Origin of the sequence: Asaia astilbis JCM 15831 (genome assembly GCF_000613845.1) — a bacterium.
Classification (GTDB): domain Bacteria; phylum Pseudomonadota; class Alphaproteobacteria; order Acetobacterales; family Acetobacteraceae; genus Asaia; species Asaia astilbis.
In genome coordinates, this window is the sequence record NZ_BAJT01000006.1 from 1 (window position 1) to 16,954 (window position 16,954).

Sequence of the window (16,954 nt, forward strand, 5' to 3'; positions counted from 1 at the left end):
GGCGACGCCAGACGCGCAACGCCTCATAGGGATGGCGATGCTGACTCGGTCTTGCCTCGAGCACGGTCTCGACGAACCCGGCCCAGCTCCAGCCCGCTCTCGAGAGCAGGGGCAGGAGGCTTCTCAGGGCATCTGCCTCCTGGCTCTGAACCATGGCTTCAAGCGCCTGCCGCAATTTTTCGAGCAGAAGGAGCAGAAAATCTGCCTCGCACGGTTCCGGTGCTGTGAGCCCCAGAGCGATACCCATGCCCCGTGGCGTTGGCACCACGGCTCGCGACGGAAAAAGGAACAGGAATAATTCGAGCAGATCGAACCAGGGAACGACCTGTCCCGGGGGCGTTAGCCCAAGCCGACGTATGGTAGCGGGACCGTGAATCAGGAGTGGGGGCGGTAAAGTGGCAAGGAGATCGGCAGCCTCCTGCGCATCGAGCTGCAGGATTTCTCCATCGGGTGTCAGGACCGAGGCACGGGCACGGGTCGTGATGAGAGCAGGAGCATCGTAGGGCGAGGCGCGAGAGGGCGTGGGCATCGGCCCTAGTCTAGACGCTCAGGGCGCTTGCCGCCAGCGAGCAAGCAGGCGATGGAAATGCTAGCCGGTGAATAAAGTCGGGAACGAAACCTTTCTTTGACGCGGGGCATCAAGGCGCGATCTATAACAGGCATTTATGCCGGGCTTGACGCCATGTTGCTTGACCCGGAACGGAACTATTTCTAGTTTTCCTCCAATCATGTCCGATAGTATCCAAAAAAACCTCCCGCTCACTCCCGACGCTCTCGCGCTGCCAAAAGCCTGGCCGTTTGAGGAGGCACGAAAAATCGTGGCTCATGTCGAGGCGCGGGGTGGCGAGGCGCCCGCGCTGCTTGAGACGGGCTACGGGCCGTCGGGCCTGCCCCATATCGGGACGTTCGGCGAAGTCGCCCGGACCACATGGGTGCGTCTCGCCTATGAGCGTCTGACAGGCCGCAAGACGCGCCTCCTCGCGTTTTCCGACGATATGGACGGCCTGCGCAAGGTTCCGACCAACGTTCCGAACCAGGAAATGCTGGCCCAGCATCTCGGTCTCCCGCTGAGCCGTATTCCCGATCCTTTCGGCAAGTTCGAGAGCTTTTCGGCGCATAATAACGCCATGCTCTGCGAATTTCTCGACCGTTTCGGCTTCGACTACGAATTCGCTTCTGCCACGGATTATTACACCTCCGGCGTTTTTGACGGTGCGTTGCGCCGCATGCTCGAAGTGCATGATGAGGTAGTGGCGACGATTGCACCGACACTCGGCGCAGAGCGTCGCGCGACCTATTCGCCTGTGCTGCCCATCCATCCGCGCACGGGTCAGGTCATGCAGGTGCCGGTGTTCAAGGTCGATCCCGATGCGGCGACCGTGCAGTGGAAAGACCCGGAAACCGGAGAGAGTTTCGAGACCTCGGTGCTTGGTGGCAACGCAAGATGCAGTGGAAGGCCGATTGGGCCATGCGCTGGTACGCCCTTGGCGTCGATTACGAAATGTCGGGCAAGGATCTGATCGATAGCGTGAAGCTGTCCAGCAAGATCTGCCGTATTCTGGGCAAGGCCCCGCCGGCAGGGCTGACCTACGAGCTGTTTCTGGATCAGAATGCACAGAAGATCAGCAAGTCCAAGGGCAACGGGCTCTCCATCGAAGAGTGGCTGCATTACGCGCCGCCGGAGAGCCTGGCGCAGTACATGTTCAACCAGCCGACCCGTGCCAAGCGTCTTTTTTTCGATGTCATTCCGCGCGCCATGGATGAGTATCTGGCCAATCTCGACAAGGCGGTCGAAACGCAGGACGACACGATCCTGCGGGCGAACCCGGCCTGGTTCATCCACGGGGGCGTGCTCGACAAGGGGCTTTCCAGCCCGGTGTCGTTCAGCGCGTTGCTCAACCTTGCCTCGGTTGCCAATGCGGAATCGAGCGAGACGCTCTGGAAGTTCCTGCGTCGCTACGATCCGACTCTCTCACCGGAAACGCATCCTTACGTCGACCGTTTGGTTGGCCACGCGCTGGTCTATTTCAAAGAGTTCGTGCGCCCGGCCAAGACGTTCCGCGCGCCCACCGATCTTGAGCGCGTTGCGTTGCAGGATCTGGCCGATGCCTTGAAACAGGCGGATCCGAGCCTATCTCCGGTAGAGGTTCAGGATATCGTCTTCGAAATCGGCAAAAAACATCAAATCCAGCCTTTGCGGGCCTGGTTCGGCTGCCTCTATGAAGTCCTGCTTGGACAGACAGAGGGACCCCGGTTCGGGATTTTTGCCTCGCTCTTCGGCCTTCCTGAGACGGTAGGCCTCATCGAAGAGTCGCTTGCGCGTAAGACCTCCGATGAGGGAACCGAGATCTGAGTAACTGAAGCGTTCGGCAGCCTAGATAGAGGGTTCATGACCGTTCAAGAGCAGACTACTCCCTGCTGTGATGAAGGTGAGGCCAGACCAGCCAGTTCCTGGCGTCGTCTGGCTAGTCGCCTTCCTGCTGTTGTCGGGCTCGTTCTTCTGGTGGCGGCAATCTATGTCATCCAGAAAGAGCTTAAGACGCTCTCATTCGCCCAAATGCGAAATGCGTTGGAAGCCATCCCTGATCAGGCTGTGGCGGCAGCAGTGGGCTGCACGTTTCTCTCTTATTTTATCCTGTCGTTTTATGACTGCCTCGCCTGCTCCCATATAGGCACGAAACAATCCTTCCGCAGAACAGCGTTCGCGGCGTTCTGCTCCTATGTGCTCTCCCATAATCTGGGATGCTCGGCTATCTCGGGCGCGGCTGTCCGGTTTCGGCTGTACCGCAACTGGGGCGTTTCCTCTGGTGGCATCGCGCAGATCATCGCTTTTTGCTCCACCACTTACCTGCTCGGTGCCTTGGCGCTGATCGGGGGGGTGCTGCTTCTGGAGCCTGCCCATCTGCCGCTGATCGGCCATTTGCCTCATGTGCTCCTGCGACTGGGCGGGGGGGCCGCCTGGCTTGCTGTTCTGGCCTATCTTGTCGTTTCGGTGCGTTATCGACAGCTACGGATCTGGCGCTACACCATCGATGTTCCGGGGTTTCGTGTGGCTCTGGCGCAGGTGGTCGTCAGTGCAGCAGATATGGCAGCGACGGCATTGATTGCCTATGTGCTGCTCCCCCCGCAGGCGACAATCGGCTTTCCGGCGTTTCTGGCCATTTACCTCGCTTCCTACACGGCCGGTCTTGTCGCCAGCGTACCCGGCGGGCTCGGGGTGTTCGATGGTGCCATGCTTCTGGCACTTGGGCCTTACATGGCGACCCCGCAGATTCTCGGGGTCATCCTTACCTTCCGTCTCTTTTACTACATCATCCCTCTGGTTCTTGCCGGGGCCATGTTTGCAGCCCACGAGCTGTTTCTCAGGGGGGATGCTGCCTGGGCCCGTCGTCAGGGCTGTGTCGAGGGTGTCGCTCTGGGGCGGCGGCCGAGCCAGGTCGTGCGTGAGTCGGAAGCTGATTTTTCGGTCACCGTAGCGACCGGAGTTGTAGCCGGAACAGGTATTCTGCTTGTGTTCTACGCGGTCGCCGTGCCCGCTCCCCTGCAAGGGACACCTTTCGCGCATCTCATTCTTCAGGCTGCAGAATTTCTCCTATGCCTGTCCGGCGTCATGCTGGTTGGCGTGGCGGCGGGTCTGGCCCAGCGTGTGACGGCAGCGTGGCGTGCTGCGTTGACCCTTCTCGGGATCGCCATCCCTCTTGTGATCCTGCGTCAGGGGCCCTTGGCGATCTCACTCGGTCTTATGTTGGTGATGTTTCTGATCGCGCCTTTTCGATCCTGTTACTATCGCAAGGCTCGTCTCTTTTCCGAGCCTCTCAACCCGAGCCTGATCACGCCTGTGACGCTTTGGTTTATCAGTCTGGGCAGTGTCGGACTTTTTGCCCTGCGTCATCATCTGGGTCATTCCTGGTGGCGATCCCTGATCTACGACGCTCATACATCGGTCGTTCGTTGGGCGCTGGCGATCTCCGCCATACTCGGCATCATTGCAGTCATCCAGATGCTGCGCCGCTCCCATGTGCTGGTGCGTCCGTGGGACAAGGAAAGTGAGAGCTTTTACAAAAGCCTTGCCCATGCCCTGCAGGAACTCGGGCCAAGGCGTCCGAGTGGACTTATTCTCAATGATAACGGTCGCGCGGGAATTCCCTTTTTCAGAACAGGCCAATTCATTATCGGTGTTGGAGACCCCGCGGGAGCGGAAAATGACTGCATCGCGGCGATCTGGCGTTTGCGCGATCTTGCGATGGAGGAAGGCCGCCACCCGGTTTTCATCAAGGTCGGTCAGGCCTTGCTCGGCGTCTATCATGACATCGGGATGACCGTTTGCCCGAAGGGCCCCGGGGAAACCGGGATGCTCTGCTGTCTCGCTCAGGATCTTCAGGCGGTCAAAGCGGTTCTGGGTGGCGAGCATAAACGGCTGAAGCGCCTGCTCAACGCAAGACATTTTCTATCGGTCAAGGCCCGGATCGATCGGGCTGGATGATGTATCTGCCTCAGGTGCTCACCCAGAAGGTCAATATCAGCGATGTGACTGCCATCTGGCTTATGGCCTATTCGGCGCTTTTTTCCATAGTCAATCCGCTTGGCGCTTCGTTGATCTTCGCCCAGACGACGCTTGGGCGTCCGAAGCGTGAGATCATCGTTCTCGCCCGCATGGTCGGATTTTATTCCTTTATTATTCTCATGGTTTCGATCTGGCTTGGCGGATGGATCCTGAGTTTCTTCCGGATCACCATCGACGCGCTACGCGTATCCGGCGGCCTCGTTGTCGCATCCCGCGCCTGGGCCTTGCTTCTAGCGCCGGAAGAAAGTGAGGCGCGCAAGGAGCGTCAGGTCTTCGACCATAATGCAGCCAGACAGGAGAGCGATCTCGGCGACCGGGCCTTTTTTCCGCTCGCCATGCCATTTACGGTCGGCCCCGGGAGCATTGCCGTTGCCATTGCATTGAGCTCCGGCCGGACTCTCGGGGCCTCGGCTGCAAGCTACATTATCGGCCTGTCTCTCGCGGTTCTTGCAATCGCCCTGACTGTGGTCGTTCTTTATACCTATGCCGAGCGGATCGTAAGTTCGCTCGGTCGGACAGGCGCACGCATCGTCAGCCGACTGGCTGCCCTCATCTTGCTTTGTATCGGGGTTCAGATCCTGTTTTCAGGGCTGGAGGGTTTTGTGTTCTCGACGCTGAAGCACCTTCATCAGATCAGCTGACTGGCGTTCGGTCCCCTAGGCAAGCGCTTTCTGAATTTCCTCCCTCAAGGCCGGAATGACGTCTTCCTGAAACCAGGGCGCGCGCTTCTCCCATACGCCTGTGCGCCACGAGGGGTGGGGAAGCGGAAAATAGCCGGGGAGGTAATCCCTGAAATGCTTCACCCGCTCGCTGACAGGACCTCGGCCGAGCGTGGCGTGCTGGCTATAGCTGCCGACCAGCAGAATGAGCCTGAGCGAGGTCATGCGGGCAAGAACCTTGTCCCGCCAGGCTGGGGCACATTCGGAGCGAGGGGGCTTGTCGCCTCCGTTCGGCAGACGACCCGGATAGCAGAGACCTCTGGGTAGGATGGCGACTTTCCGGGTATCGTAAAACTCTTCCTCTGATAGATTCATCCAGCTCCGAAGTCGCCGACCTGACGGGTCGTAAAACGATTTTCCACTTTCATGGGCGATCGTACCGGGTGCCTGACTGGCAATCAGAATGCGCGCTTCGGTCGAGACATGGATGAGGGGTTTGGGGCCGAGCGGAAGAAAGGGGGCACAAATCGTGCAGCCCCTGATTGTTTCGACGAGAGCCTCAAGGCTTTGAGGCAGCACGCTTGTGTCATCGGTAAGTCGTTCTGTTTCCATCAGGCCTCAACGCGGGGAAGCGCGCGCAGATCGAGGGGATAGTCCGCGCAGGGTTCGTAGTGAGGCTCGTCAGACGTCTTGTGTGAGTGAAAAAGGGTAAAATGCTCGACGTGCGCTTCTGCTCCGCGAAGAAGATTATGAGTCTGAACCCACCTGACGATTTCCGGGCTCTGATCTCCCTGAAAGACCCCGAGGGAAATGTGAGGCGTGAAGCGACGTTTTTCCGGCGGCAGACCTGCGCGTCTGAGTGCTGATTCGATTTTAGCCTGAAGGGCGGTCAACGGTTCGGACGGGGGAACGCCCACCCAAAGGCGTGAACGCGTCGGACGGCTGAAGACGCCGACGCCGGCAAGCTCGAGGTCGAAGGGTGGGACGCTGATCGCCGAAAGCGCATGGTCGATCTCTTCGAGCTGAGGCCTGGCCCTGATCTCGCCCATAAAGCGCAGGGTGAGATGATAGGTTTGAGGCGGATACCAAATGACCCCGGGTATCGGGCGGCGGAGGGAAGAAAGAAGGCGCTTGTGCTCGCTGGCAAGATCAAGGGCGGTGAAGAGGCGCATGAGGCTTTCCTGCGTCGTAAAAGAGACTGTTATCTCGGTCAGGGAAACGAGGAGGGCTGGTATCGGCGTAATGTCCCGTCCAAATCTGTAGCGTGAACGGCACCTTTCATTCTAACATCTATGACGCAAACGCGGTGAAACGCGCCAGTTTCAGTATGCAGGTCAATGTGTCGTAGGATGTCGCAAGGCGCGTTTGACTTGACCATTGTATCCAAAACGCCACATTGAGAGATGAAAAGGCCAATCCGGCCAGATTTCAGGAAAGGGTGTCATGGCTTTCGTTCCCAATTCTCGTTCTAGCGGTAACGCCGGTAAAGCGGGTACTGCCAGTTTCGATACGGTCGATGCCGGTCTGCGCGCCTATATGCTTAGCGTCTATAACTGGATGACGGCCGGGCTGGTCGTAACCGGTGTCGTTGCCTATGCAGTCGCAGAAACGTCGCTGCGCGGTCTCTTCTTTCAGCAGGTGCTGACCCCGGGAGGCATTCTGACGCGCCCCACGGGCCTCGGTATGCTGACCATTTTCGCGCCTCTGGTCTTTGTCCTTGTCATGTCGTTTGGCGTCAATCGTCTCTCGCGTCAGGCTGCTCAGGGACTGTTCTGGGGCTTCTGCGCGGTCATGGGCGCCAGCCTGTCGAATATCCTCATTGTGTATACCCATACCTCGGTGGCGAGCACGTTCTTTGTCACGTCGGCGACATTCGCGGCCATGTCGCTTTGGGGCTACACGACCAAACGTGACCTGAGCTCGCTCGGCTCATTCCTGTTCATGGGCATGATTGGTCTCATCATCGCAATGCTTGTGAACACGTTCCTGCACAGCCCGGCGATGTCATTCCTGGTGAGCATCATTGGCGTGGGTCTGTTCACGTTGCTGACGGCGTTCGATACGCAGCGCATCCGGTCGACCTATCAATATTACCTCAGCTATGTCGGGCCTGAGGAAATGGGCAAGCGCAGTGTTTATGACGCGCTTTCTCTTTATCTGAACTTTATCAACCTGTTCACCTTTCTGCTCCAGTTCATGGGTGTCCGTAATAATAACAACGGTTAACTTTTGTTATTGGTCTGATCGTTACTTGGCGGGACGCATCTCTGATGTGTCCCGTTTTTGTTTATCCAGACTATTTCGGTCTAATTAACTTGGCATTTCTAGCTAAGGTGAATCTAAAAAATCGGCAATGAAATGCGGCGAAAAAGCGTTTTCGTCGGCTAAGTCCATGAAATCAAACAACTTGAGTTGTGGTCAAAATATGAAGGCTGCCTCAATCATTCGGGATGAGTGCTTGCTTTGCGCGTCAATCGGGCGGAAACAACACATCAGAGCTGGGCACCCACGCCCAGTGAGCAGGCGGGTCAGGTAGGACCTGAGTTTCCCGCTTGCTGAATGAAGGCGAGGCAACGATGGCGCGTGTTGCAGGCAGAGGCAAAAATCCCTCTGGCAAACGTAACGTTACATCTCCATGCGACCTTGATCGCATGCAGGTGTCACGCTGCGCGGCGAGACGTGCTCTCAACTGGAATAGGAGAGATGGATGACATCCCCTGAAGGTGTTGTCGCCATGTTCGACCAATCCGAGGTCGGGTTGAGCGGCAGCTTAGCGCAGCCACAGAGCTTGACGGTCGGTTCAACGAGCGGGGCAGACAATGATTAATCGATTTTTGCCGAAATTGCGGCGGCTTCTGCCGCTGACACCGGCGCTTTTCCTCTCAGGATGTACGCTCGATCTTCTTGATCCGCGTGGTCCGGTCGGGATTCAGAACCGCAACATCATTTTGATCGAACTGGCTGTGATGCTCAGCATCGTGATCCCGGTGATCATCATGACGCTGTATTTTGCCTGGAAGTACCGCGAGACCAACACGTCGGCAGAGTACCTGCCGAACTGGGATCACTCGACGAAGATCGAGTTCTTCGTCTGGGGCATTCCGGCAGTAGTGATCATCATCCTTGGGACCATTGCGCTCTGGACGAGTTACACGCTCGACCCGTATCGCCCGCTTCACTCTGCTGAAGCCGCAGGTCGCAAGCCGCTGAATGTCGAAGTTGTGGCGCTCGACTGGAAATGGCTGTTCATCTACCCGGATCAGGGGATCGCAACGGTCAACCAGCTTGCCGTTCCCGTGAACACGCCGATCAATTTCCGCATCACGTCTGACGCTGTCATGACCTCGTTCTTCATTCCGCGTCTGGGCAGCCAAGTTTACGCGATGGCAGGCATGCAGACCCAGCTTCATCTTCTGGCCAGCGCGCCGGGCGATTATCTGGGTGAGGCAGCTCATTACACCGGTCGTGGGTTCTCGGACATGAAGTTCCGTACGCTTGCGATGTCCGATGACGACTTCAACCAGTGGGTGGACAAGGTCAAGGGCGCGTCTGACTCGCTCGACTCAGCCGATTACCCGCAGGTTGCAGCACCGCAGGAAGCTGCTCCGGTCAAGTATTTCGCGCATGTTCAGCCTAACCTCTTCGACAGCATCGTCGCCAAGTACAATAATGGCATGGTGATCGATAAGTCGACCGGTCAGGTTATGCACATGCAGTCCGCCATGTCCGACATGCAGATGAAGGAATAGGGACACATGTTAGGTAAATTAACCCTCTCTGCGATCCCGTTGGATGTGCCGATCCTTGTCGGCACCTTCACCGGCGTCGTCATTGTCGCGCTCGCCGTGCTTGGCGCGATCACATATTTCGGCAAATGGGGCTATCTCTGGCGTGAATGGCTGACCTCGGTCGACCATAAGCGTCTGGGCATCATGTATATCGTGCTTGCCCTCGTCATGCTGTTCCGTGGTTTTGCCGACGCCGTCATGATGCGCAGCCAGCTCGCACTGGCTTACAACGGTAACCCCGGTTACCTGCCGCCGCATCATTACGACCAGGTCTTCTCGGCCCATGGCACGATCATGATTTTCTTCATGGCCATGGCGTTCATGACCGGTCTGCTCAATGTCATCGTGCCGCTGCAGATTGGCGCACGTGACGTCGCATTCCCGTTCCTGAACTCGCTGAGCTTCTGGATGACGACGATCAGCGCTGTTCTGATCAATGTCTCGCTCTTCATCGGCGAATTCGCTCAGTGTGGCTGGCTGGTTTACCCGCCTCTCTCCGAGCAGCAGTTCAGCCCCGGCGTCGGTGTCGATTACTACATCTGGGCGGTACAGCTCGCGGGTGTCGGTACGCTGCTTACGGGTGTGAACTTCTTCGTCACGATCGTGAAGATGCGCGCTCCTGGCATGGACTGGATGAAGCTTCCCGTGTTCACGTGGACGGCTCTTGTGACCGTCGTGCTGATCATGGCCGTCTTCCCGGTTCTGACCGTGACGCTGGGCGAGCTCGCGCTCGACCGTTATCTCGGCATGCACTTCTTTACCAATGATGGCGGCGGCAGCGTTCAGCTCTACCTCTCGCTCATCTGGACGTGGGGCCATCCGGAAGTCTACATCCTCATCCTTCCTGCTTTCGGTGTCTTCTCCGAAATCACTCAGACATTCTCACGTAAGCCGCTCTTCGGTTATCGCGTGATGGTGTATGCGACGCTCGCGATCGGTGTTCTTTCCTTCATCGTGTGGGTCCATCACTTCTTCACCATGGGCGCAGGCCCGAACGTGAATGCCTTCTTCGGTGTTGCCACGATGATTATTGCCGTCCCCACGGGCGTCAAAATCTTCAACTGGCTGTTCACCATGTATAAGGGCCGCATCCAGCTTAACGGCATGATGTACTGGGTCATCGGCTTCATGGTGGTGTTCTCCATCGGTGGCATGACCGGCGTCATGATGGCGATGCCTGCTGCAGACTTCGTGCTGCATAACTCCCTGTTCCTGATCGCTCATTTCCACAACGTCATCATCGGCGGTGTGTATTTCGGTTACGTCGCGGGTCTGAACTTCTGGTGGCCGAAGGTTCTCGGCTTCAAGATGAATGAATCCTGGGGCAAGCGCGCCTTCTGGTGCTGGTTTATCGGCTTCTTCGTTGCATTCGTTCCGCTTTACATCGCGGGTTTCGAGGGCATGACGCGCCGTATGAACCACTATGACAATGCTGACTGGCATGTTCAGATGCTGATCGCGAGCGGTGGCGCAGCATCATTGCTCTGGGTGTTGTCTGCCAGTTGCTGCAGATCTATGTCTCGATCCGTGATCGCAATCTTGCAGAGAACCGTGACTTCACGGGTGATCCGTGGAATGCACGTACGCTGGAATGGTCGATGTCATCGCCCCCGCCGGCTTACAACTTCGCCGTTCTACCGGACGTTCATGGAATCGATACGTTCCATACCGAAAAGCAGATCGGTCGTCGTAGCTATGAAGGCAAGACGCTGACGCCGATCCATATGCCGAAGAACACGGCAGCTGGCATCTTCGTTGCAGCCTTCAGCTTCGTGCTCGGCTTTGCATCCATCTGGTACATCTGGTGGCTTGCAGCACTCGCCCTTGCTGGCGTGTTTGCAACGGTCATCATTCGTAGCTTCAACACCGATGTGGACTACTACGTCCCCGTGAGTGAAATTGAGCTGGACCAGGCCAGATATGTCCGCTCACTGACAGCACAGGCGGCAGAATAAAAATGGCAAATCTTTCAGCAACGCCGCATGGCTCTGCCCATGACGACCACGAGCATCACGGCACGAATAACGTGTTCGGGTTCTGGGTCTATCTGATGACGGACTGCATCCTTTTCGGGACGCTGTTCGCAACCTTCGCCGTGATGCGCACCCAGTTCGCTGGTGGCCCCACGGGTAAGGAACTGTTCGAACTCAATGGGGTGGGGCTGGAAACAGCTCTCCTCCTGCTCAGCTCGATCACCTTCGGTTTTGGTATGCTTTCGGCATTCGCGCAAAAGCGCGGTGCCATGCTCGTCTGGCTCGCCATCACCTTCCTGCTCGGTCTCGGCTTTCTCGTGCTCGAGCTCCGTGAGTTCGCCAACCTGATTCATGAAGGCGCCGGTCCGGATCGCTCTGCGTTCCTGTCCGCCTTCTTCACACTGGTTGCGACACACGGTCTTCACGTGACCTGTGGTCTGGTCTGGATTGCGATCGTCATGATCCAGAGCTTCACACCGCAGGTTTTCACGACACGCTACATGGACAAGCTCCAGTGCCTGAGCCTTTTCTGGCACTTCCTGGACATCGTCTGGATCTGCGTGTTCACCTTCGTTTATCTGTTGAGTGTGATCTGATGAGCCAAGCATCGACCCATCAACACGAAGGCGAGTCTCACGGTAGCTTCGCCTCGTACATCATCGGCTTCGTTCTGGCGGCCATCCTGACGGTTGCGGCTTTCGCAATCGTCGAGATGCACCTCCTGTCACCCGGCATGACCTTCGGGGTCATCTCGGGGCTGGCAGTGGTTCAGATCTTCGTTCATCTGATCTACTTCCTGCACATGAACAGCAGTTCGAGCCAGTCCTGGAACAACACGGCTTTTGCCTTCGCGGCAGTCTGCGTGCTGATCATCATCGGGGGAACAATCTTCGTTATCCACGATGTCGGCATGAACATGATGTCGCGCTGACATGCTTCCTCCCGGCTCACTCTCTTGCAGGGTGAGCCGGGATTGAAGACAATGCCGGTAACAGAAAAGGCCCGGAGGATTTTCCTCCGGGCCTTTTCTTTGGTCCGACGACTTGGAAGAGAAGAACCCCGATTGCGTAACACAATCGGGCGGCTTCCTCAGTCCTTGTGAGGTTCGGGGGAGAGCATGACGTCCTTGCCCGGTTTGTCTTTCCACTCTTCGGCGTCGGGAAGGGAGTCGATCTTGCGCGTGATGTTGGGCCACACGGCAGCATATTTGGTGTTGACCTCGAGCCAGGGCGTCGCGCGGTCGTCACTGTCGGGGAAAATGGCCTCGGCCGGGCATTCCGGTTCGCAGACGCCGCAATCGATGCATTCGTCAGGATTGATGACGAGGAAGTTTTCGCCTGCATAGAAGCAGTCGACCGGACAGACCTCGACGCAGTCCGTGTATTTGCAGCGTATGCAGTTTTCGGTGACCACATAGGCCATTGGTGTCTCCGATCTTGAGCTGGGGCCAGATGACCCGAGAAGGATCCCAGGAGGCGTGAGTAACCCCGTCAGGATTTTTCATAATAGGGATGCCGCAGATAGGCGGAACTTCCCTGTGAAGGCAAGCTTATGTTTGCCTCAAGCGCTGTAAACTTGACGATCCGGACTAATTTTCGTGGATGATGTCATAAAGAAAGCTCGCTTCCGGAGCGCTTCCCCGCTTTTCAGCTAACGCCTTGACCCGCCATATTCTGACCTCAGGCTTTGGATGTCCGGGAAGTCCAAGGACATCTCCTATGCGGATCTTGCTGTGGGGCTTTGTGGTGACCTGTCGGTTTATCCTCACCGCGCCTCTCTCGACGAGGGCAGCGCAATCATGCCTCTGACGACAGACGCGGGCATGCCATAGCCAGATATCCAAGCGTTGATACTCCAGATCTGCCATCAGGCGCGCTTCCGGCCGAAGGAAAGTCCCGCCAGCGCAGCGAAAGGGCTGTCTATCGACGCACGCGGACGATCGGCTCGATCTTCAGAGCGTTTTCTGGTGGCTTCATGATGTCTGACGGGGCCAAGGATCATCAAGGGTGTCTCCGGTCCATACACATTGCCTGGCAGCGAAACTGGTGCTCGCACGCGTATACCGAGTGCTTTCAGACTTTCAGCAAGATGACTCTTTTTCAGCCCGTAGAACGAAGCCAGGTCGGAGGGTGCGGGGTGTGGGCCTTTACGTGTAAGGCGGTGGAGATCCGAGGTCAGTTTCTCAACCCGGTCCAGTCGAAGCCATGAAGGCCCCGTCGGAACCCAGCCGAGTGGGACGAGGAGCGAATTTCCGACGCCGGACAGCGCCACTTGTCTTGCGTCGAAGGGAGGCATTTCTTTCTCATGCCACAAACCAAGGAGATGCGCGCGGATCCCCATGGTTGCTGGCTTGAGCAGGGCAGGCATGAAGACACCCTGAGTGCAGAAGATGACGCCCAGACGACGGAACTGGGCAAGAGCCTGCGAGCCATGGCTGCCCGGTTCTTTGCCTAGCAGGGGAGCGACGCCTCCAGCCTCGATCAGTCGGTGAACGAGGCCCCGAAGGGCGGGCGAGGGATGAGGGAGCGCCTCAAGGGCATAAAGGGGAGCTAGAAGATCGCGCAAGGTCGCGCGGACGAAGATTTGCAAACGGTCCCGCACGAGGTCGCGCTGGCGGGTGTCGGCAAATTCCCCCCCGAGGATCTGAACGCCCGGGGAAAGAAGCGCCGCTCCCCGGCAGAGGCGAGCAATTACGACATCCTGCCAGGCGAGATCCCCGGTCTCGACATTGAGGGTGAAGGCGTCGTCATCAGCAGCGACCAGAGACTGCACGCGCCGTGGGATTTCGTGCAGCAAGGCCCGGCGGCCCGCTCTAAGCATGAGTTTCTTTTCCGGCAGGGCTTCTTCACGGTCAGGTTTGAGCGTGAACCCCTCAATCGTGCCGACAGCATGGCCTTCGACAATCACCTGACCATCCTGCGTGACTGCCGAAAGAAGCTCCTTGGCCCCGTCGCTGTCGAGACGACGCAAAAGTGACGTTGCGCGTCGATCGACAAACCGGGCGGTCAGGCGCTCGTGCAAGGCGTCAGAGAGAAGATCCTCGACCTCTCTTGTACGCTCCTGCCAGTGTTGAGCCCGATCGCTCCAGTCGCTTCGCGCGGCGACATAGGCGCAGACACGGATGCCGGTCAGGCGGTGCATCAGCGTGTCGATGTCCCCTTCAAGCTTGGAGAACCCGGCGATATGGGAATCGAACCATGCGGCGGGAATGCCGCCGTCATTGAGAAGGTGCATGAACAGCCGATGGCAGAGTCGGACATGGGAGTCATCTCCGAGCTTACGGAAATCCGGTATCTGACAGATTTCCCAAAGCAGGGCGGTCGCCTTTCTGCCTCGTGCCGCGTCGCGGATTTCCTTTTCGCCTGTCAGGCTCTCAAGGGTCAGCACGTCCGAAGCGGGCCGTCCGGCGACAAGGCCTCGGCGCGGTGGTGCGGCGTTGAGGCTCGCCAGAAGGGCACCGGGTGATCCGTAATCGAGTTCTGCGTTGCGCCAGCTTACCCGCTCGATCGGGTCGAAACGATGCGCCTCGATAGCATCGATGAGCGATTCCGACATCGGTCGGGCTTCAGCTGTTGTCCCGAAGGTGCCGTCCTTCATGCCACGACCGGCACGCCCGGCGATCTGCGCGCATTCCTGCGCTGTCAGCGGGCGGATCGTCGAGCCGTCGAACTTGGTCAGGGAAGCGAGGGCAACATGGTTGACGTCCATATTGAGGCCCATGCCGATGGCGTCGGTCGCGACGAGATAATCGACATCCTTGTTCTGGTAGAGCTCGACCTGCGCGTTACGCGTGCGAGGCGAGAGCTGTCCCATTATGAGTGCGCAGCCGCCTCTTCGGCGACGAATGATCTCGGCGATGGCGTAGACCTCGGCCGCCGAGAAGGCGACGATGGCCGAGCGCGCCGGGAGACGGGACAGCTTGGTGTGGCCGGTATGGACCAGGCTCGACAGGCGAGGGCGGGTATCGATTTCGATGCCGGGTACCAGACGCTGAAGTAGCGGACGGATCGTTTCTGCGCCGAGAAACAGTGTCTCCACATTACCGCGTGCGTTCAAAAGCCTGTCTGTAAAGACATGACCACGGTCGGGGTCGCTACTCAGCTGAATTTCATCGACCGCTACGAACTCGACCTTGCGGGTCAGAGGCATGGCTTCTGTGGTGCAGGAAAACCATTTGGCCTCTGGGGGAACAATTTTTTCCTCCCCCGTAATCAGGGCAACATGACGCGCGCCTTTGAGGCGCACCATGCGCTCGTAATTCTCACGGGCGAGGAGTCGAAGAGGGAAGCCGATTATCCCCGATTCATGGGCGAGAAGCCGTTCCAGCGCATAATGGGTCTTGCCGGTATTGGTTGGGCCGAGCACAGCGCGAACACGGCGAGGCATGGCATGGTGCTGGTTCTTCATGAAGGCGATGCTTGTTCATGCCGGGTGGAATTGCAAGACGGCCTCTTCGCTGGCACCACTCCGAACATCCCGTTCAGATCGTGACCGGAAGTGAAAGGGCGACGACATGCGCAATCCCGAACTCCTTTGCCTTATCGAGCAGGCCGATGATGCGAGAGCCGTCCATCTCGCTCTTGTCGATCAGGATCTTGATGCCCTGCTCGGCTCTCACAGAGCGGCTTTGTTTGAAATGAGCGGCTCTCCTGAGCCGGGCCGTCTCTATCTTGTGCCAGGACCCGAAGGCGTTGCGCAGGCCGTTCTCCTCGTCGATCCGGCAGCACGTGATGTTGCTAGATTCGGCGATCTCGCGACCAGCCTGCCCGCCGGAAACTGGCGGCTCAAGCCATCGGCGGAACTACGCGCGATTTGTCCTGATATTGCAGCGGATGCGACGCTTGGTTTCTGCATGGGGGCTTATCGTTTTGCATCCGGTCCTGAAGTCACGTTCAAGACGCGCCTGTTTCTCTCCGAGGGCGCGCGTTCGGTGGTGCCGATGGCGCAGGCCATTTGGCTGGGGCGCGATCTTATCAATCAGCCCGCCAATCTTCTTGGACCAGAGGAGCTGGCTCAGGCGGCTGCCGATGTCCTTAGAGTGCATGGAGCGCAGTGTGAGATCGTCTCGAGTGAGGCGCTCACCAACGCTTATCCCTGCCTGGCCGCTGTAGGAGCCGGATCCGACCGCGCCGCCCGTGTTGTCAAAGCGAGCTGGCGGGGGAGCGCCGCTTCGGCCGAGGCGCCCTTGCTGTCTCTGGTCGGCAAGGGGGTCTGCTTCGATACTGGCGGATACGACATCAAGCCTGCAAGCGGCATGTTGCGTATGAAGAAAGACATGGGCGGTGCAGCACTCATGCTCTCTTTGGCGCATGTCCTCATGGCGCAGGATCTGCCGATCCGTCTGGAGCTACGCCTTGGCTGTGTGGAAAACAGCATTTCAGGCCACGCCATGCGGCCGGGTGATATCCTCACAACACGTGCAGGGCTGACCGTCGAGGTGGGCAACACCGACGCGGAAGGGCGGCTTGTTCTGAGCGATCTGCTGACCGAGGCATGCGAATCGCATCCTGACTGGCTGCTCGATGCGGCGACTCTGACCGGGGCCGCACGCGTTGCGTTGGGCCCGGATCTACCCGCGCTCTTCAGTAATGACGAAAATTTGGCGCAAACTATTCTGAAAGCTGGTTGCGACGTCGGTGATGCTATGTGGCAATTGCCACTCTGGCATGGTTATGACGCATGGCTCCGCCGTAAAAACGCCAATCTTGGCAATGTAACCGATAAGCCAATGGCAGGCGCCATTACAGCGGCACTTTTCCTCCAGAACTTTGTCGAACCCACTGTAAAATGGGCACATCTCGATACTTACGCGTGGAATGACAGCGTAAGTTCAGGCCGACCGGAAGGGGGAGAGACACTCGCACTTCGCGCCCTGATGGAGGCGGCATTACGAATGATTAATGAAAACGTAGGATCAAAGTCAGCTTAGTCCCTGACAATCAACAAAAAGATACTGAACCAATTTCAAAA

Annotated in this window: 13 protein-coding genes and 3 pseudogenes; 9 read left to right on the forward strand and 7 right to left on the reverse strand. The window is 58.0% G+C overall.

The features are described 5' to 3' along the window. Positions 1-529, reverse strand: a pseudogene (locus JCM15831_RS16920) (ATP-dependent DNA helicase); the annotation flags it as partial. A 199-nt stretch (positions 530-728) separates the two neighbouring features. On the opposite strand from JCM15831_RS16920, the pseudogene JCM15831_RS16925 reads away from it, so the two are divergent. From JCM15831_RS16925 to JCM15831_RS05545, 3 genes and pseudogenes are all read left to right on the forward strand, one after another. After that, positions 729-2,353: pseudogene (locus JCM15831_RS16925) on the forward strand (lysine--tRNA ligase). 36 nt (positions 2,354-2,389) lie between these two features. Next, positions 2,390-4,483, forward strand: a complete 2,094-nt coding sequence (locus tag JCM15831_RS05540; RefSeq protein WP_025823344.1) for a lysylphosphatidylglycerol synthase domain-containing protein — start codon at positions 2,390-2,392, stop codon at positions 4,481-4,483. Next, entirely contained in the window at positions 4,483-5,205 is a 723-nt protein-coding gene (locus tag JCM15831_RS05545) for a MarC family protein (protein WP_035773961.1), read from the forward strand. The genes JCM15831_RS05540 and JCM15831_RS05545 overlap by 1 nt, the downstream gene beginning before the upstream one ends. Before the next feature lie 15 nt (positions 5,206-5,220). On the opposite strand, the gene JCM15831_RS05550 is transcribed toward JCM15831_RS05545, so the two are convergent. Both JCM15831_RS05550 and thpR read right to left on the reverse strand, forming a co-directional pair. Next, on the reverse strand, positions 5,221-5,835 hold the full coding sequence (locus tag JCM15831_RS05550; RefSeq protein ID WP_025823347.1) for a uracil-DNA glycosylase family protein: 615 nt from the start codon (positions 5,833-5,835) through the stop codon (positions 5,221-5,223). Beyond that, the gene (gene thpR / locus JCM15831_RS05555) at positions 5,835-6,395 is read right to left on the reverse strand and encodes an RNA 2',3'-cyclic phosphodiesterase (RefSeq protein ID WP_025823349.1); all 561 of its coding nucleotides are present in this window, start codon (positions 6,393-6,395) and stop codon (positions 5,835-5,837) included. Before thpR ends, JCM15831_RS05550 begins: the two co-directional genes overlap by 1 nt. A gap of 271 nt (positions 6,396-6,666) precedes the next feature. On the opposite strand from thpR, the gene JCM15831_RS05560 reads away from it, so the two are divergent. Continuing rightward, complete coding sequence (locus JCM15831_RS05560) at positions 6,667-7,449, forward strand: Bax inhibitor-1/YccA family protein (RefSeq protein WP_025823351.1); 783 nt, start codon at positions 6,667-6,669, stop codon at positions 7,447-7,449. Positions 7,450-7,908: 459 nt separating this feature from the next. Here JCM15831_RS05560 and JCM15831_RS23295 read toward each other — a convergent pair whose 3' ends face one another. Further along, positions 7,909-8,043 (reverse strand): hypothetical protein, encoded by a 135-nt coding sequence (locus tag JCM15831_RS23295; RefSeq protein WP_269530356.1) that lies wholly within the window; start codon positions 8,041-8,043, stop codon positions 7,909-7,911. On the opposite strand from JCM15831_RS23295, the gene cyoA reads away from it, so the two are divergent. From cyoA to cyoD, 4 genes and pseudogenes are all read left to right on the forward strand, one after another. After that, on the forward strand, positions 8,043-8,972 hold the full coding sequence (cyoA, locus tag JCM15831_RS05570) for a ubiquinol oxidase subunit II (protein ID WP_025823353.1): 930 nt from the start codon (positions 8,043-8,045) through the stop codon (positions 8,970-8,972). The two genes, JCM15831_RS23295 and cyoA, sit on opposite strands and share 1 nt — an antisense overlap. A 6-nt stretch (positions 8,973-8,978) precedes the next feature. Further along, a pseudogene (gene cyoB / locus JCM15831_RS16930) lies at positions 8,979-10,966 on the forward strand (cytochrome o ubiquinol oxidase subunit I). Between the two features lie 2 nt (positions 10,967-10,968). Then, the gene (cyoC, locus tag JCM15831_RS05580) at positions 10,969-11,580 is read left to right on the forward strand and encodes a cytochrome o ubiquinol oxidase subunit III (RefSeq protein WP_025823355.1); all 612 of its coding nucleotides are present in this window, start codon (positions 10,969-10,971) and stop codon (positions 11,578-11,580) included. Continuing rightward, positions 11,580-11,915 (forward strand): cytochrome o ubiquinol oxidase subunit IV, encoded by a 336-nt coding sequence (cyoD, locus tag JCM15831_RS05585; protein ID WP_025823357.1) that lies wholly within the window; start codon positions 11,580-11,582, stop codon positions 11,913-11,915. The genes cyoC and cyoD overlap by 1 nt, the downstream gene beginning before the upstream one ends. Before the next feature lie 158 nt (positions 11,916-12,073). Here cyoD and fdxA read toward each other — a convergent pair whose 3' ends face one another. The 3 genes from fdxA to JCM15831_RS05600 form a co-directional block, all read right to left on the reverse strand. After that, on the reverse strand, positions 12,074-12,406 hold the full coding sequence (gene fdxA / locus JCM15831_RS05590; protein ID WP_025823359.1) for a ferredoxin FdxA: 333 nt from the start codon (positions 12,404-12,406) through the stop codon (positions 12,074-12,076). A gap of 166 nt (positions 12,407-12,572) precedes the next feature. Beyond that, positions 12,573-12,851, reverse strand: a complete 279-nt coding sequence (locus JCM15831_RS05595; RefSeq protein WP_025823361.1) for a S4 domain-containing protein — start codon at positions 12,849-12,851, stop codon at positions 12,573-12,575. Continuing rightward, entirely contained in the window at positions 12,851-15,391 is a 2,541-nt protein-coding gene (locus JCM15831_RS05600; RefSeq protein WP_025823363.1) for a helicase-related protein, read from the reverse strand. Before JCM15831_RS05600 ends, JCM15831_RS05595 begins: the two co-directional genes overlap by 1 nt. 106 nt (positions 15,392-15,497) lie before the next feature. Between JCM15831_RS05600 and JCM15831_RS05605 the strand changes: the two genes are divergently transcribed. Next, positions 15,498-16,913: a leucyl aminopeptidase family protein gene (locus JCM15831_RS05605; RefSeq protein WP_025823365.1), complete on the forward strand. Its 1,416-nt coding sequence runs from the start codon at positions 15,498-15,500 to the stop codon at positions 16,911-16,913. Positions 16,914-16,954: the final 41 nt, after the last annotated feature.

Bases quoted from the DNA above. Each gene is read 5' to 3' on its own strand.
- JCM15831_RS05540 (WP_025823344.1), top strand. From the start codon at position 2,390: ATGACCGTTCAAGAGCAGACTACTCCCTGCTGTGATGAAGGTGAGGCC.
- JCM15831_RS05545 (WP_035773961.1), top strand. From the start codon at position 4,483: ATGTATCTGCCTCAGGTGCTCACCCAGAAGGTCAATATCAGCGATGTG.
- JCM15831_RS05550 (WP_025823347.1), bottom strand. From the start codon at position 5,835: ATGGAAACAGAACGACTTACCGATGACACAAGCGTGCTGCCTCAAAGC.
- thpR (WP_025823349.1), bottom strand. From the start codon at position 6,395: ATGCGCCTCTTCACCGCCCTTGATCTTGCCAGCGAGCACAAGCGCCTT.
- JCM15831_RS05560 (WP_025823351.1), top strand. From the start codon at position 6,667: ATGGCTTTCGTTCCCAATTCTCGTTCTAGCGGTAACGCCGGTAAAGCG.
- cyoA (WP_025823353.1), top strand. From the start codon at position 8,043: ATGATTAATCGATTTTTGCCGAAATTGCGGCGGCTTCTGCCGCTGACA.
- cyoC (WP_025823355.1), top strand. From the start codon at position 10,969: ATGGCAAATCTTTCAGCAACGCCGCATGGCTCTGCCCATGACGACCAC.
- cyoD (WP_025823357.1), top strand. From the start codon at position 11,580: ATGAGCCAAGCATCGACCCATCAACACGAAGGCGAGTCTCACGGTAGC.
- fdxA (WP_025823359.1), bottom strand. From the start codon at position 12,406: ATGGCCTATGTGGTCACCGAAAACTGCATACGCTGCAAATACACGGAC.
- JCM15831_RS05595 (WP_025823361.1), bottom strand. From the start codon at position 12,851: ATGGCAGATCTGGAGTATCAACGCTTGGATATCTGGCTATGGCATGCC.
- JCM15831_RS05600 (WP_025823363.1), bottom strand. From the start codon at position 15,391: ATGAAGAACCAGCACCATGCCATGCCTCGCCGTGTTCGCGCTGTGCTC.
- JCM15831_RS05605 (WP_025823365.1), top strand. From the start codon at position 15,498: ATGCGCAATCCCGAACTCCTTTGCCTTATCGAGCAGGCCGATGATGCG.